Source organism: Niveispirillum fermenti (genome assembly GCF_048066175.1).
Classification (GTDB): Bacteria; Pseudomonadota; Alphaproteobacteria; order Azospirillales; family Azospirillaceae; genus Niveispirillum; species Niveispirillum fermenti.
The window spans coordinates 58,931-78,919 of sequence record NZ_JBLTXA010000013.1 but is presented as its reverse complement, the minus strand read 5'-3'; the positions used below and the strand labels follow the sequence as shown (position 1 = coordinate 78,919).

General features: G+C 66.4%; 17 protein-coding genes, 1 tRNA gene and 1 pseudogene. 3 read left to right on the top strand and 16 right to left on the bottom strand.

Going from position 1 to position 19,989, the window contains the following annotated elements:
- Positions 1 to 152: 152 nt before the first annotated feature.
- Both ACM9LZ_RS14680 and ACM9LZ_RS14675 read left to right on the top strand, forming a co-directional pair.
- Positions 153 to 2,204 carry a PhoX family protein gene (locus ACM9LZ_RS14680; RefSeq protein WP_416620234.1) on the top strand — a complete coding sequence of 684 codons (2,052 nt, stop codon included), beginning with the start codon at positions 153 to 155 and terminating at the stop codon, positions 2,202 to 2,204.
- Between the two features lie 213 nt (positions 2,205 to 2,417).
- Positions 2,418 to 4,022: an alkaline phosphatase D family protein gene (locus ACM9LZ_RS14675; RefSeq protein WP_416620233.1), complete on the top strand. Its 1,605-nt coding sequence runs from the start codon at positions 2,418 to 2,420 to the stop codon at positions 4,020 to 4,022.
- Positions 4,023 to 4,151: 129 nt separating this feature from the next.
- Here the strand turns inward: ACM9LZ_RS14675 and ACM9LZ_RS14670 are convergent, their stop codons facing one another.
- The 12 genes and pseudogenes from ACM9LZ_RS14670 to ACM9LZ_RS14615 all read right to left on the bottom strand — a co-directional run bounded on the left by ACM9LZ_RS14670 (position 4,152) and on the right by ACM9LZ_RS14615 (position 14,836).
- Positions 4,152 to 4,814 carry a response regulator gene (locus tag ACM9LZ_RS14670; RefSeq protein WP_416620232.1) on the bottom strand — a complete coding sequence of 221 codons (663 nt, stop codon included), beginning with the start codon at positions 4,812 to 4,814 and terminating at the stop codon, positions 4,152 to 4,154.
- A gap of 180 nt (positions 4,815 to 4,994) precedes the next feature.
- Complete coding sequence (locus ACM9LZ_RS14665; protein WP_416620231.1) at positions 4,995 to 6,716, bottom strand: MFS transporter; 1,722 nt, start codon at positions 6,714 to 6,716, stop codon at positions 4,995 to 4,997.
- 217 nt (positions 6,717 to 6,933) lie between these two features.
- Positions 6,934 to 7,443 (bottom strand): GAF domain-containing protein, encoded by a 510-nt coding sequence (locus ACM9LZ_RS14660; protein ID WP_416620230.1) that lies wholly within the window; start codon positions 7,441 to 7,443, stop codon positions 6,934 to 6,936.
- 120 nt (positions 7,444 to 7,563) lie between these two features.
- Positions 7,564 to 8,373 carry a ParB/RepB/Spo0J family partition protein gene (locus tag ACM9LZ_RS14655; RefSeq protein ID WP_416620229.1) on the bottom strand — a complete coding sequence of 270 codons (810 nt, stop codon included), beginning with the start codon at positions 8,371 to 8,373 and terminating at the stop codon, positions 7,564 to 7,566.
- Positions 8,374 to 8,468: 95 nt separating this feature from the next.
- Complete coding sequence (locus ACM9LZ_RS14650; RefSeq protein WP_416620228.1) at positions 8,469 to 9,065, bottom strand: helix-turn-helix domain-containing protein; 597 nt, start codon at positions 9,063 to 9,065, stop codon at positions 8,469 to 8,471.
- Between the two features lie 232 nt (positions 9,066 to 9,297).
- Positions 9,298 to 9,495 carry a hypothetical protein gene (locus ACM9LZ_RS14645; protein WP_416620227.1) on the bottom strand — a complete coding sequence of 66 codons (198 nt, stop codon included), beginning with the start codon at positions 9,493 to 9,495 and terminating at the stop codon, positions 9,298 to 9,300.
- Positions 9,488 to 9,682: a cbb3-type cytochrome oxidase assembly protein CcoS gene (gene ccoS / locus ACM9LZ_RS14640; protein ID WP_416620226.1), complete on the bottom strand. Its 195-nt coding sequence runs from the start codon at positions 9,680 to 9,682 to the stop codon at positions 9,488 to 9,490. Before ccoS ends, ACM9LZ_RS14645 begins: the two co-directional genes overlap by 8 nt.
- Positions 9,679 to 12,057, bottom strand: a complete 2,379-nt coding sequence (locus ACM9LZ_RS14635) for a heavy metal translocating P-type ATPase (protein WP_416620225.1) — start codon at positions 12,055 to 12,057, stop codon at positions 9,679 to 9,681. Before ACM9LZ_RS14635 ends, ccoS begins: the two co-directional genes overlap by 4 nt.
- Positions 12,054 to 12,530, bottom strand: coding sequence for a FixH family protein (locus ACM9LZ_RS14630; protein ID WP_416620224.1), 477 nt, complete (start codon positions 12,528 to 12,530; stop codon positions 12,054 to 12,056). Before ACM9LZ_RS14630 ends, ACM9LZ_RS14635 begins: the two co-directional genes overlap by 4 nt.
- 10 nt (positions 12,531 to 12,540) lie before the next feature.
- Complete coding sequence (gene ccoG / locus ACM9LZ_RS14625) at positions 12,541 to 14,148, bottom strand: cytochrome c oxidase accessory protein CcoG (RefSeq protein ID WP_416620223.1); 1,608 nt, start codon at positions 14,146 to 14,148, stop codon at positions 12,541 to 12,543.
- Positions 14,149 to 14,208: 60 nt separating this feature from the next.
- Positions 14,209 to 14,745: pseudogene (locus ACM9LZ_RS14620) on the bottom strand (IS66 family transposase).
- Positions 14,745 to 14,836, bottom strand: a tRNA-Ser gene (locus ACM9LZ_RS14615). Before ACM9LZ_RS14615 ends, ACM9LZ_RS14620 begins: the two are co-directional and overlap by 1 nt.
- 264 nt (positions 14,837 to 15,100) lie before the next feature.
- On the opposite strand from ACM9LZ_RS14615, the gene ACM9LZ_RS14610 reads away from it, so the two are divergent.
- Positions 15,101 to 15,766 (top strand): DUF3313 family protein, encoded by a 666-nt coding sequence (locus ACM9LZ_RS14610; RefSeq protein WP_416620222.1) that lies wholly within the window; start codon positions 15,101 to 15,103, stop codon positions 15,764 to 15,766.
- Between the two features lie 278 nt (positions 15,767 to 16,044).
- Here the strand turns inward: ACM9LZ_RS14610 and gatB are convergent, their stop codons facing one another.
- From gatB to ACM9LZ_RS14590, 4 genes are all read right to left on the bottom strand, one after another.
- Positions 16,045 to 17,499, bottom strand: coding sequence for an Asp-tRNA(Asn)/Glu-tRNA(Gln) amidotransferase subunit GatB (gatB, locus tag ACM9LZ_RS14605; RefSeq protein ID WP_416620221.1), 1,455 nt, complete (start codon positions 17,497 to 17,499; stop codon positions 16,045 to 16,047).
- A 226-nt stretch (positions 17,500 to 17,725) separates the two neighbouring features.
- Positions 17,726 to 18,697 (bottom strand): hypothetical protein, encoded by a 972-nt coding sequence (locus tag ACM9LZ_RS14600; RefSeq protein WP_416620220.1) that lies wholly within the window; start codon positions 18,695 to 18,697, stop codon positions 17,726 to 17,728.
- A gap of 255 nt (positions 18,698 to 18,952) precedes the next feature.
- Entirely contained in the window at positions 18,953 to 19,408 is a 456-nt protein-coding gene (locus tag ACM9LZ_RS14595) for a hypothetical protein (RefSeq protein ID WP_416620219.1), read from the bottom strand.
- Between the two features lie 4 nt (positions 19,409 to 19,412).
- A complete protein-coding gene (locus tag ACM9LZ_RS14590) occupies positions 19,413 to 19,766 on the bottom strand; it encodes an ElaB/YgaM/YqjD family protein (RefSeq protein ID WP_416620218.1) in 354 nt (117 codons plus the stop codon).
- Positions 19,767 to 19,989 lie beyond the last annotated feature (223 nt).

Below are 19,989 nucleotides of genomic sequence, written 5' to 3'. Positions count from 1 at the left end.
CCCCATATCGGCCGGCGGGGCGGCGCCGATGGCGCGCGTTGCGCGACGCGACGGGTTCTGGTCATCGTCAAATAACTGTAGCATCAAGGGCCTATAAATTCGTCCCGACCCCACGGGACCCCGCAGTCCGCACCAGAAGGCCCCCGCCCGCCATGACCGACCCCCGCCTGCTCACCTATGCCGAATTCGAAGCCGTCCAGGATCGCGCCGCCTCCCCGGCGGATGCGCCCACCTTCGGGGACGTGGTGCAGCAGCGCCTGGGCCGCCGCGACATCCTGCGCGGCATGCTGGGCACCAGCGCCATTGCCGCCTTTGCCCCTGCCATCCCGGCGGTGCTGGCCCCGGCCGATGCCCGGGCCCAGGCGCCTGCCGGGGCCGGCGACGGTTTCGGCTTCGCCTTCAAGGAATTGAAGCGCGGGGTGGACCGCACCCACCATGTGGCCGACGGATATGACGCCGATGTGCTGATCCGCTGGGGCGACCCGCTGTTCGATGACAGCCCCGATTTCGACCCCTACAAGCAGACGGCCGACAGTCAGTTGAAGCAGTTCGGCTATAATTGCGATTATACGGCCTTCTTCCCCCTGCCGCAGGGATCGGACAAGGCCGATCACGGGCTGCTCTGGGTCAACCACGAATATACGCAGGCCGAGATGATGTTCCCCGGCCTGGTACCCGAAGGCCAGGACCGTTACGACCATGCCCACATCACCCGCGAGATGGCGGAAGTGGAGATGGCGGCCCATAGCGGCAGCATCGTGGAGGTGAAGCGCGGAACCGATGGCAAATGGACCTATGTCAAGGGCGGCCGTTTCAATCGCCGTATCAACGCGCTGAACACCCGGATGACCCTGACCGGCCCCGCCGCCGGCCATCGCCGCGTGAAGACCAGTGACGACCCGGACGGCCGGACCGTGATCGGCATGCTGAACAACTGCGCCGGCGGCTTCACGCCCTGGGGCACCGTGCTGTCGGGAGAGGAGAATATCGATGGCTATTTCATGGGAACCATCGATCAGAACCATCCCGAACAGCGCAATCACGACCGTATGACGGTTCCGTCTGCCTGGACGGCATGGGGCCGGCATTTCGACCGGTTCGATGTGAACAAGGAACCGATGGAGGCGAATCGCTATGGCTGGATCGTCGAGATCGATCCCTACGACCCGTCCAGCACGCCGCGCAAGCTGACGGCATTGGGCCGGTTCAAGCATGAGGGGGCCGGCGTGACCGTCAACAAGGATGGCCGCGTCGTCGTCTATATGGGCGATGACCAGCGATTCGAGCATGTGTACCGGTTCGTCTCGAAGGGGCGCTATAATCCCGACGACCGCAAGGCCAACATGACGCTGCTGGACGAGGGGACCCTGTCGGTGGCCCGCTATGACGCCGACGGCACCCTGACCTGGCTGCCCCTGATCCATGGTCAGGGGCCGCTGACGGCGGCCAACGGTTTCAACGACCAGGGGGATGTCGTCATCTGTGCCCGCATCGCGGCGACCCTGCTGGGGGCGACCCGCATGGACCGGCCGGAGGATGTGGAGGTCAATCCCGTGACGGGCATTGTCTATGTCATGCTGACCAACAATGACGACCGGCTGCCTGATCTGCCGCACCATTCCCCCCTGTCCACGGTGAATGCCGCCAATCCCCGGCCCGCCAACAGTTGGGGCCATATCGTGGAGATGCTGCCGCCCGATGGCGACCACACGGCCGACAGCTTCAAATGGGAAATCCTGGTGAAGGCCGGCAACCCGGCCGACCCGGCGACGGGCGCCACCTTCAACAAGGCAACGACGGAGGATGGCTGGTTCTCCTGCCCCGACAATTGCGCCTTCGACCATAGGGGCCGGCTGTGGATCGGCACCGACCAGGGCACAAAATGGCAGCGGACCAGCGGCTATGCCGATGGCGTCTGGGCCCTGGAGACGCAGGGGTCGCTGCGCGGCACGGCGCGGCTTTTCTTCCGTGTGCCCGTGGGCGCCGAACTGACGGGCCCGACCTTCACGCCGGACGACCAGACCCTATTCGTCGCGGTGCAGCATCCCGGCTCCGATGGGGTGGGCGACTATACGAAATCCGGTGCGCGCGGCGGCAGCTTCGCCGATCCCGGCACACGCTGGCCCGACTTCAAGGAAGACATGCCGCCCCGTCCCTCCGTCGTGGCCATCACCCGCAAGGGCGGCGGTGTGCTGGGCGTGTGACCCTTTGCACACGGTGTCCGCCGCATCGGCCCGGGGCGGGGTGGCAGGGGCTTGTTGCAGTGCATCAGGGACTTGCCAACGCGCCCCGTCCGGTGTCAAAAGCGAGGCAGCGAAACCGCATGGCCGGTTTCACCATCCGTTGCATATTCCGCCCCCACGGCACCGCCTTTGGTGGTGCCGGACGGGGCTGGCGTTACCAGTGGGTCGCCCTTGATGAAATCCGTGTTGCCCTCTGCCCTTGCCCTGTCACGCCGCACCCTGCTGCGCGGGGCCGGTGCCCTGGCGGTGTCGGCGCTGGCCGTTCCCATGGCGCCGACGCGCCTGGCCTTCGGCAATCCAAGCTTCATCGATTTTCCCTTCCAGCTCGGTGTGGCATCGGGGGAACCCTGGCCCGACGGGTTCGTCATCTGGACACGTCTGGCCCCGCGTCCGCTGGACGTGGGCTATGGCATGGCGCCGGAAGCCATCCCGGTCGACTGGGAGGTGGCGGAGGATTCGTCCTTCCGCGCCATCGCGGCCAAGGGCACGGCGCTGGCCCATCCCGAACTCGCCCATGCCGTGCATGTGGAACTGACCGGCCTGCTGCCATCCCGCCCCTACTGGTACCGGTTCCGCTGCGGGGATCACCGGTCCATGCAGGGCCGTGCCATGACGGCCCCGGCGGCCGGCGCGCCGGTGCAGAAGCTGCGCTTCGCCGTGGCCGGCTGCCAGAATTACGAACAGGGGCTCTATACCGCCTATGACCACCTGTCCCGCGAGGAGGTGGATTTCGTCTTCCATTATGGCGACTACATCTATGAAGGGCTGAGCAAGCCCTTCTATTTCAGCCGCCATTTCGATGATGTCGTGCCCTGTCCGCGGCGTGCCGACCTGCCCGACACCTTTTCGGTGCATGACTACCGGCTGCGCTATGCCAAGTACAAGATGGACACCGACCTGCAGAAGGCCCATGCCGCCGCCCCCTGGATCGCGGTCTGGGACGATCACGAGATCGTGGACAACTGGGTCGGCGACCATGACAAGGCATTGACCCCGCCGGAGATTTTCCGCCTGCGCCGTGCCGCGGCCGCCCAGGCCTATTACGAGCATCTGCCCTTCCGCCGCTCCTCCCTGCCGGCCGGCGCCCAGATGCAGCTTTTCCGCAAATTCTCCTTCGGCGGGCTGGTCGACATGCATGTGCTGGACACGCGCCAGTACCGCAGCGACCAGCCCTGCAAGGACGGGTTCCGCCCGGCCTGTCCGGAGGTGGACGACCCGTCCCTGACGGTATTGGGCGCGGCGCAGGAGGAATGGCTGCTGGGCAATCTGGCCAACCGGGAGGCCGGCTGGCACCTGCTGGCCCAGCAGGTGATGATGATGCCCTGCGACCGGGAACCGGGGGCGGACAATATCCGCAACCTGGACAGCTGGGACCCCTATCGCGTCGCGCGCGCCCGGTTGCTGAACCATCTGAAGGACAATGACATCCGCAACACGGTGGTGCTGACCGGCGACGAACACCAGCATATCGTCGGCAATGTCATCCTGGACGACAAGGACAAGGACAGCCCGACGGTTGCCAGCGAATTCGTCATCACCTCCATCTCTTCCGGCGGGGACGGGGGGGATGCGCGCAAGGCCACGGCCGGCATGCTGGCGGAAAACCCGCATATCAAGCTGATCAACGACCAGCGCGGCTATGGCGTTTGCGAGGTCACGCCCAAGCGGCTGCTGATGGAAATGCGGGTGATGGATCAGGTATCCCGCCCGGGCGGGCACATCTCCACCCGCGCGAAATTCGCCGTCGATCCGCGGCGGCCAGGCGTGCAGAGGGCCTGACGCCACACCCACACCGCATCACCCGCACCGTATCGCGGGATGCGGGCGCGCTCCCGCCGCTTGGATACCAAGCCAGCATCCTCTCCGGTCGGACCTCCCCCGTCGCAGGGGAGCCCCGCTGGCCGCCGTTCAACTGGCTTCTGCCTGCGGTTCGGCGGGGGTCAGTGCCAGCTTGCTGGCCACGATGGCCGCCTGGGTCCGGCTGACCACGCCCAGACGGCGCAGGATGACGGTGACATGCGCCTTCACCGTGGTTTCCACCACGCCCATCTCATAGGCGATCTGCTTGTTCAGCTTGCCTTCAGCGATGCCGGCCAGCACGCGCAGTTGCTGCGGTGTCAGGCCGGCGACGCGCGCCGCCATGTCGGCATCGGCGACGGGGGCGGCCGATGGGGTGCCGCTGCCCGTGGGCAGCCATACCGCCCCGTCCAGCACGGCGCCGATCGCCTCCCCGATATGGGTGATGGGGGCCGATTTCGGCACGAAGCCGGAGGCGCCATATTCCATGGCGCGGTGGATGGTGGCCGCATCCTCCGACGCGGAAACCACGATGACGGGAATGGCCGGATGTTCATTGCGCAACAGGGCCAGCCCGATCAGCCCGTTCATGCCCGGCATGTGCAGGTCCAGCAGAATGGCGTCGATGGCACCCTCCCGCTTCAGCACCGCTTCCACCTCATCGAAACTGGATGCCTCCACCGTGGAAAGGTCGGGCAGCGTTCCCGCGACCGACTGGCACAGGGCCGCCCGCATCAACGGATGATCGTCAGCCACCAGAATGCGGATCGCCATACGCAGGGCCCCTCCCGGACGGTTCGCTTGCCAGCGGCTGTCCCGCCGCCTTTTTCAACTAGGGAATCATGCGCAATCAGGACAAGGACGCAAGCAGTCATTTCCAAAAAAAAGAATAGGGCGGGTAGCGTTATGCCACCCGCCCAATAGTTCAGAGGGGAAACCGCCAGGATCGGATGATCAATCGTCCTTGTAGATATCCACGTCCTTCGTTTCCCGCACGAACAGCAGGCCGATGACCAGCGTGGCGGCGGCGACGATGATGGGATACCAGAGGCCGGAATAGATGTCGCCCGTGGCTGCCACGATGGCCAGGCTGGTGGCCGGCAGGAACCCGCCGAACCAGCCATTGCCGATGTGATAGGGCAGCGACATCGAGGTGTACCGGATGCGGGTCGGGAACATTTCCACCAGCATGGCGGCGATGGGGCCATACACAAGGGTCACGTAGATGACCAGGATGGACAGCAGCACCACGACCATGGGCTTGTTAATCTTGTCCGGATTGGCCTTGGCCGGGTAACCCGCTTCGTTCAGGGCCGTGCTGAGCGCACGGTCGAAGGCGGCGGCGGTGGAAGCCGGGTCGGCCGGGGCGGCACTGCTGTGGGCCGGGCCATGCAGTGACACTTCCGTCTTGGTGGCGGCACCGGAGCCGTCATAGCTGTCGATGACGACGCTGCCGACCCGGATCTGGGTCAGGGCGCCGGCCGGGGCCGCCTCGTTGCTGTAGGGCACGCCCTTCTTCACCAGCGCCGATTTGGCGATGTCGCAGGAACTGGTGAATTTGGAGGTGCCGACCGGGTTGAACTGGAAGGAACACTGGTTCGGGTCGGCGAACACGACGACCGGCGACGTGGCGACGGCCTGTTCCAGTTCGGGATTGGCGAAATGGGTGATGCCCTTGAAGATCGGGAAGTAGGTGACGATGGCCAGCGCCAGGCCCGCCATGATGATCGGCTTGCGGCCGATGCGGTCCGACAGGCTGCCGAAGATCACGAAGAAGGGCGTGCCGATCAGCAGGGCCGTGGCGATCAGCAGGTTCGCCGTATAGGCATCCACCTTCAATGTCGATGTGAGGAAGAACAGCGCGTAGAACTGGCCCGTGTACCAGACCACCGCCTGACCGGCGACCAGACCGACCAGGGCCAGGATCACGACCTTCAGGTTCTTCCAGTTGCCGAACGCTTCCGTCAGCGGCGCCTTGGAATGCTTGCCCTCCTCCTTCATCTTCTTGAAGGCGGGGCTTTCATTCAGCATCAGGCGGATCCAGACGGAAATGCCCAGCAGCGCGATGGACAGCAGGAACGGAATACGCCAGCCCCAATCGTCGAACGCTTCCGGCGACATGGAGATGCGGCAGGTCAGGATCACCAGCAGCGACAGGAACAGGCCCAGCGTCGCCGTGGTCTGGATCCAGGAGGTGTAGTTGCCGCGGCGGCCATGCGGGGCATGTTCGGCGACATAGGTGGCGGCACCGCCATATTCACCACCCAGCGCCAGCCCCTGCAACATGCGCAGGATGATCAGGATGATCGGGGCGGCGATGCCGATGGTGGCATAATTGGGCAGGATACCGACGATAAAGGTCGATGCGCCCATGATCAGGATGGTGACGAGGAAGGTGTATTTACGCCCGATCATGTCGCCCAGGCGGCCGAACACCAGCGCGCCGAACGGACGCACGAAGAAGCCGGCGGCAAAGGCCAGCAGCGCGAAGATCATCGCCGCCGTATCGTTCACGCCGGAGAAGAACTGCTTGGCGATGACGGCCGCCAGCGAGCCGTAAAGGTAGAAATCATACCATTCGAACACCGTGCCAAGCGAAGAGGCGAAAATCACCTTCTTCTCTTCCTTGGTCATCGGCGGCGGGGCTGCCTTGCCGCCCACTGCAACCTCTGCCATGTGCCCTCCCTCGATCGCTCATGTGCTGTTGACGCAACCGGCCCGGCGATCTTATGCGCCGCCCCACGGGTCGACCTGTTCTTGGCCCCGGATCGGTTAGAGGCTGCAACGATGTGGCAGGATGAAGGTTAACGCAGCCCCGACCTTGGTCGTTGCGACCAAGGTCCAGAGGCTTGAAACCATTGGCATATTTGTGCAGCGCAACAAAAGGGGCGCGTTAACCCGCCCGGCGGCGCTGCTGGGCAAGAAGGTCGACGGCGACCCCCAGCGTGATGGCCATCTGCTGGAGATAGGCGGCATCATCATCCGACCAGTGACGCGGGCGCGCGGCCTGTTCACAGCACAGGACGGCCACGGGACGGCCATCGGCGCAGACCACGTGGTCCAGCAACGAATGCACATCACGATGCAGCAGATAGACCCCCAGCCCCCGCGTGGACGGATGGGTGCGCGCATCGTCGGCCACAACGCGGTGATCGCGTTTCAAGGCATTGAAATAAGGGGCGCAATCGGCCTCGCGCAGGTATGTCCCCTGCAGCAGCCGGGCATCGCGCGCATCAAACAGCGCCACGCATTCGATGGTCCGCCCCTCATCATCGAAGAACCAGACGCTGCCGCTGCTGACGGCCAGATTCTCCACGATATCCCGGCAGGCGGCCGCGAAAATGCGCGACAGATCCTCTGCCTGCCCCTGGAATACCGCCAGGGCCGACCGAACATGCCGCATGGGCCCCCTCCCGTTGCACAATCCCGTCTTGTCGGCCGACAGGATGCGGATGACGGACAGGCGCGGCAATGCAAATTCATCGCCGCGCATCCGAATTGGAAGATTTGTTGCGCCGCAACATCAATCGATCAGCGCGTTGATGCGCCGGGACAGCGCCAGCAGGTGGGCGCGCTGGCCGTCGGTCAGGTTCGCCGGGGCGGGCCGCAGTTGCTCCAGCATGGTCACGGTGCGGTCCACCTGCCGCAGGGCCACGGTCAGCCGGTCAGCCGGCGCCTCGTCTCCCGCCGGATTCGCCGGGCGGGCGACGGCCTTCTCCGCCCGGATGGCGCGGACCGTCAGGGTTCCGTCGCAAGCCCGCTGCCACAGGGCCACCTGCCGTTCCGGCTCGTCAATGGTGGCCAGTTCCACCAGCATGGAGCGTGAAACCTGCCGTTCCTGCTCCGGGTAGGCCCGCAGGATGTCCGGGTGAAGGGTCAGAAGGCGCAGGGTGGAACTGATCTGTCCCTGGCTGCGCCCCACGGCCTGGCCCAGCGCCTCCTGCGTGTAATGGTGCTTGTCCATCAGGCGCTGCAGGGCGGCGGCTTCCTCCAGCGCGTTCAGATCCTGGCGCTGAAGATTCTCGATCAGGCTGATCTCGTCGACATCGCCACGGGTCAGCAGGGCGGGTATCTCCACCCAGCCCAGACGGCGGGCGGCACGCCAGCGCCGTTCGCCCGAAACGATCTCGAACAGGCCGCCGTCGCGCGTCTCCCGCACCAGCAGCGGGTGCAGCAGCCCGACCCGCGCCAAGCTGGCCGACAACTCATCCATGGCATCCATATTGAAATGGCGGCGCGGCTGGTCGGGTCGCGGACGGACCGTCTCCAGCGGCAGCAGCAGAAGCCGCGGGGCCACCGGCTCAGCCCCTGGATGCCCGCTGTCCGTCATCATCCGTCTCCCGCTTTACCGCCGTCCGGCACCATCCCCGCTCTAGCCAATCGGCGGGGGGGCGTCAATCGGGGCGGGAGGCGCGGCGGATGTAACGATCAGCCGACAAGCGCGTCCAGTGGCGTGAAGATGGGCGTGGCCGGCAGCGCCATGAAGGCAGACGGTGTGACGGTGCGGCGCTCATAAAGGCAGACGGGTGTGCCGTCCGGCAGCCGCATGGGAACCCAGCGGGTCAGCGCATGGCGCACCGTCATGCCGCCCGGCACATATTGCAGCCAGATGGCCCGCACCGTTGCCATGACCATTTCACCGCCATAGAAGCGGCCCTGGCTGTTCAGCAAATCGTCCAATTCGGCCGTAAGGTCGGCCTGCTGGGCCGTGCGCGGGGCAAAGAACACCTCGCGGCCATAGGGCTGATCGGTGACCAGCGTCTCGCTGACCTCCAGGATACGGCTGGGCTTGCCGGCCTGCGGAGGGCGGTCGGTACGGAACAGGTAGCGATGGGCGTTGCCCCCGCGCACCATGTCGGCCAGCCGCACATCCTCCACCGCCAGGCCGATCAGGTCGCGTACCAGACGCTGCGAGCCGGGGTCCGGAACATCGCTGCCATCCTCCCACGCCCGCAGGCGGGCCAGGGGCACCTTCAACTGGGCCGCCAGTTGCGCGCAAGTCCAGAAGCGGGTCCCGCGCAGCATGCGCAATACCCGCGGCCAGCAGACCTCTTCCTCGACCTGTTGTATCCCCATCCGACACCCGGTCCGGCGCTGCGTTGTTCGCAGTCGATCCACAATCAATCTATATCGAAATTAGGAAGACTTCGAATGTATTTTCCGTCAAGTGCCCAAAAGGACAGTAGGCATCCATCATAGGACCTCCGGGGCATCGGACGGCGCTGCCGTTCAGATGCCCCGGCGGGCGCCCCTCTCGTCAAGACGCGCCGGTATGTTCCGACATGCCGCCATGCGATGGATAATCCTGGGCGATCAGCCAGAAATTCAGGGCGACGCCGAACAGGGTGAACAGCATGCCACCCAGGAACATGCCGGAATCGACGGCCCCGGCCGCCATGAACAGTCCCAGAAAGCCCAGCCCGGCACCCAGCAGGCGCAGAACGATGTTATGCATTTGACCTCTCCTTCGGTTGAACGGGGGTTTGGGCGGGCGGCAGGGGCTGCCCGTCATCGAACAGGACGCGGGCGCCGGCCCCGTCCAGATCCTCGAACTGACCGCTGCGTACCGACCACAGGAAGGCCGCCAGACCGGCCAGCCCCATGCCCAGCGCGATGGGGATCAGGAACAGCAGACTGTTCATGGCGTCACTCCCTTGCGGCGGCGGCGCGACAGGCGCAGCGAATTGCCCAGCACCACCAGCGACGAACTGGACATGGCCAGCGCCGCGATCAGCGGTGTGGCGTGCCCCAGCATGGCGATAGGCACGGCGCACAAATTGTAAAGAAGCGAGAAACCGAGATTCTGGACCACCAGCCGGTCGGCGCCGCGGGCCACAGCCAGCAATTCCGCGACGGGGGCCAGCCGGTCACCCTGGAACACCGCATCGGCGGCCGTCTGCGCCACGTCCACGGCGGAACCGGGGGAGGCGGAGACATCGGCAGCCGACAGCGCCGCCGCATCGTTCAGCCCGTCGCCCACCATCAGCACCTGTCGCCCTTGCGCCTTCATGGCAGCCAGGGCGGCGGCCTTGCCGGCCGGATCCACGCCCGCCTGCCATTCCACGATGCCCAGACGCCGGGCCATGGAAGCCACCACGGGTTCCCGGTCACCGGAGAGCAGGGCCAGCCGGTAGCCGCGGCGTCGCAATCCCTCCACCACAGTGATGGCATCGGGGCGCAGCGCATCGGCGAAGGTGAAGCGCTGCGGCGGCCGGCCCGGCCGGGCCAGCCACAGTTCAGGACCTTCGACCAGGCCCCCCGGCAGGGGGACCGGCCCCACGAAGCCGCGCCGGCCCAGCCGTACGACGCCGTCCGGTCCCCGCCATTCCAGGCCGGCGCCGGGCACTTCCCGCACGCCTTCCGCCACAGACCCCTGTCCCGCCGCCCGCGCGATGGCGCGGGACAGGGGGTGCCGGCTGCCGCGCGCCAGCGTGGCGGCCAGTTCCAGGTCGGCCGGATCACGCCCCGGATCGGGCAGCAGGTCGGGACGGCCCAGGGTCAGCGTGCCCGTCTTGTCGAAGACGATGGTATCGATGCGCGCCAGCCGTTCCAGGGCGGTCGCGGATTTCAGCAGGATGCCGCTGCGCATCAGCCGGCCCGTTGCCACCACCTGCACGGCCGGCACGGCCAGCGCCAGGGCACAGGGACAGGTGATGATCAGGACGGCCACGGCGATGAACAGGGCCTGCTGCCAGGCGATGCCGACCCAGATGACCCACACCAGGAATGTGGCCAGCGCGGCTGTATGGACCACGGGGGTATAGGAACGCGCCACCCGGTCGGCCAGGGCGACGAACCGCGCCCGGCCCTGTTCCGCCGCCTCCATCAGCCGCACGATCTCGGCCAGCAGCGTGCCCTCGCCCCGGGCCGTCACGGTCAGGCGCAGCGGGGCCGTCAGGTTGACCATCCCGGCAAACAAACGGTCGCCGGGCCGGGCCGGCTGTGGCTGGCTTTCACCGGTGACCACGGCGCTATCGATGTCCGAAACCCCGTCGGCCACCGTCCCGTCGATGCCGATGCGCTCTCCCGCCGCCACCAGCACCGTGGCGCCGACGGGCACCTGGGCCGGTGCCATGGGCACGGCCGCCCCTTCCCCGTTCAGCACCATGACGGGTGCCCGGCCCAGCGCCAGCAGATGCTCGGCCGCCGAGCGTGCCCGTCCCCGTGCGCGCGCATCCAGGAAACGCCCGACCAGCAGGAAGAACAGCAGCATGACGGCGCCATCGAAATAGGCATGTTCCCCATGCCGTGCCGTCTCCCACAGGCTGACCGTGACGGCCAGTGTCACGCCCAGCGAGATGGGAACGTCCATGTTGGAACGCCCGGCCCGCAGCGCGGTCAGGGCCGAGCGGAAGAACGGCCGCGCGGCATAGCCCACAACGGGCAGGGCGATCAGCGCCGACAGCCAGTGCATCAGGGTGCGGGTCGCCTCGCCCATGCTGCCGGCATGTCCCGACCAGACGGAAACGGACAGCAGCATGATGTTCATCATGCCGAACCCCGCCACGGCCATGGCGCGCACCAGTTCGCGTTCGGACCGTTTCTGCGGGTCATCGCCCGTATCGCTTCCGGCCACGGCGGGGCGATAGCCCAGGCGGCGGACGATGGCGGCCAGTTGCTCCGCCCTGTCGGGTCCGCCCTGCCATGTCACGGTCAGCCGCCGTGTGGTCAGGTTGACACGGGCCGCCGCCACCCCGTCTTCCCGGCGCAGGGCGCTTTCGATCAACCAGACGCAGGCCCCGCAGGTCACACCATCCACGACCAGGCGCAGGCAAAGGCCGCCATCGGGCATCGTCTCCACGGCCGATGACAGGTCCAGCGGTGCCGCCGCCTCCCCCGCCGGGGCGGGTGCGGCCACATCGCGCCGGGCGTAATAGGCATCAAGGCCCAGATCATGGATCAGCGCATGGGCCCCCGCGCATCCGGCACAGCAGAAGCGCGATCCGTCAACGACCGGCTGCCCGCAATGGATGCAGGCGGTCTGCGGTCCGGCGGAAAGGGCCGCGGCAAATGTCATTTCGTCACCACGATCCGATGTACCAGCAGATACTGGTCGTCGCCATGGCGCAGCGCGGCCTTCACGTCCCACTGCCCCGGATGCGGCAAATCACCCAGCGGCGCCTCGAACACCCCGCCCCCCTGGTGGGTGAAGGCCAGGGGCAGGGGCGCGTCCGTCCCGACGGGGCGTTCCAGCCGGGCGGTGACGCCCGTGCGTTCCAGCGGGTTGCCGTCGCGGTCGGCCAGACGCAGGATCAGCCGTCCCGGCTCCACCGTCACGGATACACGCCAGCCCAGGGCATCCTGCCCGCGCTGAACGGCCAGCACCTCGTTGTAGCGCACGCCCCGCTCATAGGGCTTTTCCACGGCGAGACCCGAATAGGATTTAAGGGCATAGGTCACCATCACCGCATTGACGATGATGACCACCATCATCGCCCCGACGAAGACCCAGGGAATCCAGGCGCTCTTGCGCGGTTGTTCGGCGGTCATGGTCATATCCTCAGTTCCTTGGCCGGCCGGCCGTATGGGGACTGACGAACACCGCGTCATAGGCGTCGCCCTCCCCACGTACCGGGTTGGTCAGCACGAATTCGATCTCCCGGCGCTCGTCCCGCGCCCCGTCCGGCGCGGCCGTGACGAAGACGCGGAAGCTGGCCACCTTGTCGGGCTTGGCATGCAGGATGACGGACTGGCCGTCATCGGCCACGCCGACATCCTGCACCAGCAGCTGCGCGCCCGGCAGGCCCTTCAGCGCCAGAAGGAAATCCACAGCCTCCCGCCGCTTGTTCAGCACCTTCAGCGTATAGCCGTTGCGGATGCCGCCATCCGACAGCATGACGAACAGCGGCGCGCGGTCGCGCTGCACATTCACCTCCACCGTGGTGCGCGTCATCAGCGCCGCCAGCATCACGGCGCCCACCAGGGCCAGCAGCACGGCATAGATCACGATGCGCGGCCGCAGCAGCCGCCACTTCGCCTCTCCGCCGCGCGCGCGGGCCTGCTGGCGCGCCTCGGTGTCGAAGGTGATCAGGTCGCGGGGGCGGCCCACCTTGGCCATGATCTCGTTGCAGGCATCGATGCACAGGCCGCAGCCGATGCATTCAAGCTGCAGCCCGTCGCGGATATCGATGCCCGTGGGACAGACGGCCACGCATTGACCGCAATCGATGCAGTCGCCCCGGCCTTCCCAGCCTGTCCCCGCCTTGTGCGGGCCGCGCTTCTCCCCGCGCCAGCGCTCATAGGTGACGACCATGGACTGGTCGTCCAGCATGGCCGCCTGGAAGCGGGGCCAGGGGCACATATAGGTGCAGACCTGCTCGCGTGCCCAGCCGGCCAGCACATAGGTCGTCGCCGTGAACAGGCCGACAAAGAAATACTGGATCAGCGTGGCCCGGCCCGTGAAGAAATCCACCACGAAGGTCGGCGCATCATTGAAATAGAGCGCCCAGGCACCACCCGTCGCCAGCGCGATCAGCAGCCAGAGCGCATGCTTGGTCCCGCGCTTTACGGCCTTGTTCAGGCTCATCGGCGCCTTGTCCAGGCGGATGCGGGCGCCCCGGTCTCCCTCCACCCAGCGCTCGACCAGCATGAACAGGTCGGTCCAGACCGTCTGCGGACAGGCATAGCCGCACCAGAGCCGGCCGAACAGCGAGGTGACAAGGAACAGGCCCAGCGCGCCCAGCACCAGCAGGCCCGTGATGAAATAGACCTCCTGCGGCCAGATCTCGATCCCGAACAGGTAGGCACGGGGGGCCGTCATGTCGATCAGCAGCGCCTGACCCGGCGCATCCGGCCCACGGTCCCAGCGGATCCACGGCGCCAGATAATAGATGGCCAGACAGAAGGCCAGGACCGACCATTTGATGGTCCGATATTTACCGGTGACCGACCGGGGCTGGACCTTGACGCGGGAGGCATAGAGTGACGGCGGCGGTACCGCCGCCGCCTTGGGCACAGGCGCGCCTCTGCGCGCCGCCCCTGCCTCGGCCGCGGCCGCGGCCTGCACCGACCTCTTTTCAAATGCGGCCTGCGCCGACCCCTTTTCAAAGGCGGCCTGCGCCGCATCGGCAGCCGCCGCCTTCTCCAGCAATGTCTCCGGCCCGGCCATCGGGGCACCCCTTGGAAACGGTCTTGAACAGTTCGGTGGCCAACCCACCGTGACCGTACCCTAGGCCTGCGCCATGCGGCGCGCGTTGCGATAAATCAAATGACGCAGGAAACTAGGTGTCCTGCACGAAAAGTCGCAGGGGTACGGCGGAATGCCGACACGACGGGCACCTGCCAGGGATGATCGAAGATCGCACGGCAGTTCAGCGCAAGCGTCAGCTGTTCCCCACGTGTTTTCTGTTCTTAGGCAGCAGCGCTTCTGCGGTTTGCGATGTGGCTGAAGGCGTATTGCATAGGGCCGCTCATCCACCAGATAGGTCCAGAGCCGACCTGTCCGGGTGCGCCCCTGTCCCGGGACCAGCACCGCCACGGGTGTGCCGTCGGTATGGGTGCCCGGGGCACCCCGCAAATGGGCTCCGGCCCGTTCGGCCAGCGGCGTCACCCATCAGGCCGCGTACCCCACCCAGTCGGCCAGGGTGGCGCGCTCGATCTCGATGCCCTCACGGGCCAGCATCGCCGATTGCCGATAGAGCGCGGCAGACCATCCAGATATTTGCCCGCCACCACCCGGGGGATCAGCCCGGACCCGGCCGCACATGGCGGAGGGGATGGGATTCGAACCCACGATACCAGTTTCCCGGTATGACGGTTTAGCAAACCGTTGCCTTCAGCCGCTCGGCCACCCCTCCGCACCGTGTCGCGATGGCCGGCAGGGCCGGGATCGCTTCGGTGAGACGGGTGTTTAGTGACATGAAGCGGGCTTGTCAACGGGGCTGCGACGTCCCATTCTAAAAAGGTGATCGCGGCCTGTCGCCGTGGCACGACCGGAACGGGGGCGGTCCGGCCAATCGCCGCAGATCTGCGGCTTTGCGCGGGGGATGGACCCTCGCGCACCTTATGGAGTTCGACTCATGTTCGGACATGAAAAGCCCTGCAACACCACAGAAACAACCATGATTCGTGCCAAAACCAACCGGTTGCTCTCCGGGGCGGTCGCCGGCCTGCTGGGCCTGACGCTGCTGACCGGAACCGCGTCCGCGCAGAATGCCTGGAGTTCGCTGCCTTCGCAGAAGGCACCGCCCCTGCCGACCGAGGGGCTGACCGAGCAGGACCATTCCACGCTGGACAAGGTCTTCGTGCGGCCCGGTGTCAACCTGGCCTCTTATGGCAAGGTGATCCTGGCACCCATCGACGCAGCCGTGGAGCGCCGCTCCGATGAAGTGCTGCTGTCCGTGCGCGACCGTGACCATGCCGTGGAATACATGGCGGAACGGCTGAAGGAGGAACTGGGCGCCGCGCTGGTGACCGAGCCGGGGCCGGGGGTGCTGAAGATGGCCATCACCTTTACCGATTATGTGCCGAACCGGTCTTTCCATGCGGAGAAGGCGCGGGGCGGGGGTTACATCGACCGCGTCTATTCCGTGGGCCGGGCCGCCTTCCAGGCCGTGCTGAGCGACAGCCAGTCGGGCCAGATCGTCGCTGTGATTGCGGATGCCGATATGGGCCTGCCCTTCCCCGACAACGTCAACACCTACACGATCTATGGCGATGCGGACCGGTTCACCCGCCGCTGGGCAAAGCAGATCACGAAACTGGTGACCAGCGGCGCCAATAGCTGAGCCAAGGGGCATGAATTTTTGACTGACGCCGCGCCGCTCGTGCGGCGCAGCCAAGCCCACGAATGTTGGCGCCGGCGCACGCCCACGAATGTGGGCGCCGGCGGTTGGGCCGTGATCAGAACCTATAGGTTCTGATCACGGCAAAATAGTATCATATAGGCTGGCAACTGCCGGCCCGGCGCCCGTGCGCCGCAAGCCGGAGGGCGCCGACATGAAAAAGGCCCCGGCGGCTGGCAACAACCCCGGGGCCTTTCCTCATGTCGCCTGGAAAGGGCGGATCAGCCCTTCAACTTGGCCGCCAGTATCTCGTTTACCAGGGCAGGATTGGCCTTGCCCTGTGTGGCGCGCATCACCTGCCCTACGAAGAAGCCGAACAGCTTGTCCTTACCACTGCGATATTCGGCCACCTTGTCCGGGTTGGCGTCCATCACCGCCGCGATGGCGGCATCGATGGCGCCGGTGTCCGTCACCTGGCGCAGCCCCTTCTCGTCCACGATCACGGCGGCCGGCTTGCCCGTCTCCAGCATGATGGCGAACACGTCCTTGGCCAGACGGCCCGAGATCGTGTTGTCGGCGATCAGGTCGATCAGGCCGCCAAGATCGGTAGCGCTGACCGGAGACTCGGTGATGTCCTTCCCGGTCTTGTTCAGGGCGCCCAGCAGATCACCGATGACGAAATTGGCGGCGACCTTCGGGTCCCGACCCTTGGCAACGGCTTCGTAGAAATCGCCGCGGGCCTTCTCGGCCACCAGCACGCCAGCATCATAGACGGGCAGCTTGTACTGCTCCATGAACCGGGCCTTCTTGTCATCGGGCAGTTCCGGCAGGGTTGTCTTGATCTGGTCGACCAGTTCCTGTTCCAGGACCAGCGGCAGCAGGTCGGGATCGGGGAAGTAGCGATAATCGTGCGCCTCTTCCTTGGAGCGCATGGAACGGGTGATGTTCCGGCCCGGGTCCCACAGGCGGGTTTCCTGGACGACCGCGCCCCCTTCCTCGATCAGCTCGATCTGCCGCTGCGCCTCATACTCGATCGCCTGCTGCACATAGCGGATGGAATTGACGTTCTTGGTTTCCGTGCGCGTGCCCAGTGGGCCGCCCGGCTTGCGCACCGATACGTTGATGTCGCAGCGCATGGAGCCTTCCTCCATGTTGCCGTCGCAGGTTTCCAGATAGCGCAGGATGGTCCGCAGCTTGCGCAGATAGGCTGCCGCTTCCTCCGGGCTGCGCATGTCCGGCTTCGACACGATTTCCATCAGCGCCACGCCGGCCCGGTTCAGGTCGACATAGGTCTTGGACGGATGCTGGTCATGCATCGACTTGCCGGCATCCATTTCCAGATGCAGCCGCTCAATCCCGACCTCGCGCGTGGCGCCATCGGCCAGATCCAGGATGATCGTGCCCTCGCCGACGATGGGCTGCTTGAACTGGCTGATCTGATAGCCCGATGGCAGGTCGGCGTAGAAATAGTTCTTGCGGTCGAAAACGCTGCGCAGATTGATCTGCGCCTTCAGGCCAAGACCGGTCTTCACGGCCTGTTCGACACAGAACTGATTGATCACGGGCAGCATGCCGGGAAAGCCGGCATCGACATAGCTCACCTGGCTGTTGGGGGCGGCGCCGAAGGCCGTGGCGGCCCCGCTGAACAGTTTGGCATTGGAAATGACCTGGGCATGAACCTCCAGCCCGATCACGACCTCCCACTCACCCGTCTCGCCCTGAATGCGGTAAGCCATCGTCTCTGCACTCGTTGATATCGGAAAAAGACAAGGGCTTTCATGGCCGGATTCGGGCCAAAGGGCAAGGAGAATGGACAAAGGGATACCCAACGCCCGCCCCCATCCTGCCACCGGCAGGGTTGTGCGGACGGCGCGCCCAAGGCACGCGGTCGGGTCACGCGGTCAGGTCGTGTAAAGGCAGCCCGGATACGGCATGCAAAGCGCAGGGACGGGCTCCCGGCCATCAGACCCTTATGTCAAGGGGGACCGGCGTACCGGGCGACGGCACAGCCCAGGGCGTGGCGCCAGCGCCGCCGAAAGCCTGATCGACCAGATGATCGGCATCCGCCATGTCACGGGCTGCCGATTGCATCTGCGCTTTCATCCCCGCCGATCCGTCCTTTTCGGCGAGCCCCTTCATCTGACGGTGGACCGCGCGCAAGCCGTCCATGATGCGGCGGATTTCGGCCTGGAACTCCGCCTGCGCCTTGCGGTCCGCGCCATCGCGCAAAATGGCGTCGCGCCGTTCGGCCAGACCCTCGGGCAAATTGCCATCGCGGCCGGCCTGCTCCCGCTCTGTTCCAGAGAGGCCCGCACGCCCCGCGTCGGCACCGGACAGGCCGGGGAGCCCGGCATCGCTGGGCGGCGGGGCCGCCGATGCCTCCCCTTCGCCGACACCATCACCGGAAGAATCGTCGCCACGGGCCGGAACAGACGAAACCCTCCGTTCAGGTCCCGCCGGGGTTTCGGAAGGCACCTGTGCCGGTGCTGCCTCAGATGCACCCCCAGGCGCTGCCGGCGCAAGGTTGGTGGCGCCGGGGAGCGCATTCCCGACCCCATCCGGGGCCGTGTCGGCGATGGCTCCGCCGGACGTCGATGCACTGGCCTGGGAAGCATTGGCCTGGGCACCGGCCTGGACGCTGCCCGCACCGCCGCCGCCCGCACCGCCCTTGACGGCCTGTCCCAGCTCCTTGGCCACCTGCGCCGCCTCCTTGGCGATGCGGGCGGCCGCCTTCCTGTCACCGGCAGCGGCGGCAAGCTGGGCCTGCATCTTCAGCATTTCCAGCTTGCGCTTGGCTTCCTCCGCCTTACGGGCCGCAGCCTCCTTGGCGTTCTCGCCACCGCTTTCCAGTTTCTGGATCAGGGACTGGGTATTGCTGTGCTGCGCATCCAGCTTCTTGCGGGTTTCGGGATCGACGAAGTCCTGCAAGGTCATCGTCCCTAAGGACATCGCCCCTAAGGACATCGTCCCGGCCCCCGCAATACTGCCGGTCCCGCTCCCGGTGCCGGCCTGGCCGGGTCGGACCTGGAAGCCGGCGGCGAACAGGCTTGTGGCGCGTGCAGCCCAGGCACCCACACCACCAGCCGGAACCGAAACCATGATCCGCCCCCCCTTCGACCCGACATGCCTCAAGCGACATGCCACCCGCGACAGGGCGGCACACCACCTCACGGGCGAAATGCTACCACGTCAGTCGCGGGGCGGACACGCGGATTCATCGCCGTCATCGTCACCGCCGAACGGCATGAAACCGGCCACCGCCACCGCCACCAGGATGGCGACGGCCAGCGGCGAGCGCAGCAGCAGCGGTGCCAGGGCGGCCAGGGCCGGCCCCAGATTGTCCAGCAGCGGAAAGCCCTCCTCATCCTCCCTGCGCGCGTTGCGGCGCTGAATGATCTGGCGCACCAGCAGCGCGGTCAGCCCGGCCAGCAGGTTGATGCCGGCCAGCGCCAGCAGACCCACTGCCGACCCGTGCCGCTCTGCCAGCCATTGATAGCCGCCAACCATGCCCAGGACATAGGCCACGAAGACGAAGAAGCCGATCGCGACCCACCAGACCACGTCATGAGCGAGGCGGCGCGCGGTGCCGCCCACCACCTCGCGCAGCAGCAAGGGCGCCAGCACGCCGGCAATGCGGCCGATCATCGCGTCAGCGCCGGGCGGCGATCAGGGCCAGGGCGAAGCCGACGGCAGCCGCAATGCCCAACGACCGCACGGGCCGTTCGCGCACCTGCTGCTCCATCTTCTTTTCCAGATGAACCAGTTCGTCACCGAAATGCTTCACGGCGTCCTGCGAGGCACCAAAGGCATCGCTGGCCATTTCACGCACCCGGGCCTTGTAGTTGGAGGCCTGGGTCGCCCCCTTCGCCGCAACCGTGGAAGCCAGCGCCGACAGGTCGGCCCGCAGCTTCTCCAGTTGCGCCTCGATATCCTGCGCCGCAGCGGCCGCAGCAGCACCATTGCCGGTCTTCAGCGTATCACCATTTTCCTTGACGGAAGCCATTTCGATCTCCTTCCACTACAGGTCGTCACACCCATTCCAACGCGCAGGATGACGGAAGGTTCCGCAGCCGCGCCAAAGACCCCGCCTTTGAACAGAATGTTTGAACAGAACGGATGATGGCCCCCTCCCGCCGTCCCAGCGGCAGCGCGCGCAGGGGTGCGGCGGCGGCAATGAGCCAGACCGATCCCGAAGATTTGTCATTCGACGGGCAGGATGATGGTGC

Coding starts and splice junctions, on each gene's coding strand:
- ACM9LZ_RS14675 (WP_416620233.1), top strand. CDS start 2,418: ATGAAATCCGTGTTGCCCTCTGCCCTTGCCCTGTCACGCCGCACCCTG.
- ACM9LZ_RS14595 (WP_416620219.1), bottom strand. CDS start 19,408: ATGATCGGCCGCATTGCCGGCGTGCTGGCGCCCTTGCTGCTGCGCGAG.
- ccoG (WP_416620223.1), bottom strand. CDS start 14,148: ATGGCCGGGCCGGAGACATTGCTGGAGAAGGCGGCGGCTGCCGATGCG.
- ACM9LZ_RS14610 (WP_416620222.1), top strand. CDS start 15,101: ATGATTCGTGCCAAAACCAACCGGTTGCTCTCCGGGGCGGTCGCCGGC.
- ACM9LZ_RS14680 (WP_416620234.1), top strand. CDS start 153: ATGACCGACCCCCGCCTGCTCACCTATGCCGAATTCGAAGCCGTCCAG.
- ACM9LZ_RS14590 (WP_416620218.1), bottom strand. CDS start 19,766: ATGGCTTCCGTCAAGGAAAATGGTGATACGCTGAAGACCGGCAATGGT.
- ACM9LZ_RS14660 (WP_416620230.1), bottom strand. CDS start 7,443: ATGCGGCATGTTCGGTCGGCCCTGGCGGTATTCCAGGGGCAGGCAGAG.
- ACM9LZ_RS14655 (WP_416620229.1), bottom strand. CDS start 8,373: ATGATGACGGACAGCGGGCATCCAGGGGCTGAGCCGGTGGCCCCGCGG.
- gatB (WP_416620221.1), bottom strand. CDS start 17,499: ATGGCTTACCGCATTCAGGGCGAGACGGGTGAGTGGGAGGTCGTGATC.
- ACM9LZ_RS14650 (WP_416620228.1), bottom strand. CDS start 9,065: ATGCTGCGCGGGACCCGCTTCTGGACTTGCGCGCAACTGGCGGCCCAG.
- ACM9LZ_RS14630 (WP_416620224.1), bottom strand. CDS start 12,530: ATGACCGCCGAACAACCGCGCAAGAGCGCCTGGATTCCCTGGGTCTTC.
- ACM9LZ_RS14670 (WP_416620232.1), bottom strand. CDS start 4,814: ATGGCGATCCGCATTCTGGTGGCTGACGATCATCCGTTGATGCGGGCG.
- ACM9LZ_RS14600 (WP_416620220.1), bottom strand. CDS start 18,697: ATGACCTTGCAGGACTTCGTCGATCCCGAAACCCGCAAGAAGCTGGAT.
- ACM9LZ_RS14635 (WP_416620225.1), bottom strand. CDS start 12,057: ATGACATTTGCCGCGGCCCTTTCCGCCGGACCGCAGACCGCCTGCATC.
- ACM9LZ_RS14645 (WP_416620227.1), bottom strand. CDS start 9,495: ATGCATAACATCGTTCTGCGCCTGCTGGGTGCCGGGCTGGGCTTTCTG.
- ACM9LZ_RS14665 (WP_416620231.1), bottom strand. CDS start 6,716: ATGGCAGAGGTTGCAGTGGGCGGCAAGGCAGCCCCGCCGCCGATGACC.
- ccoS (WP_416620226.1), bottom strand. CDS start 9,682: ATGAACAGTCTGCTGTTCCTGATCCCCATCGCGCTGGGCATGGGGCTG.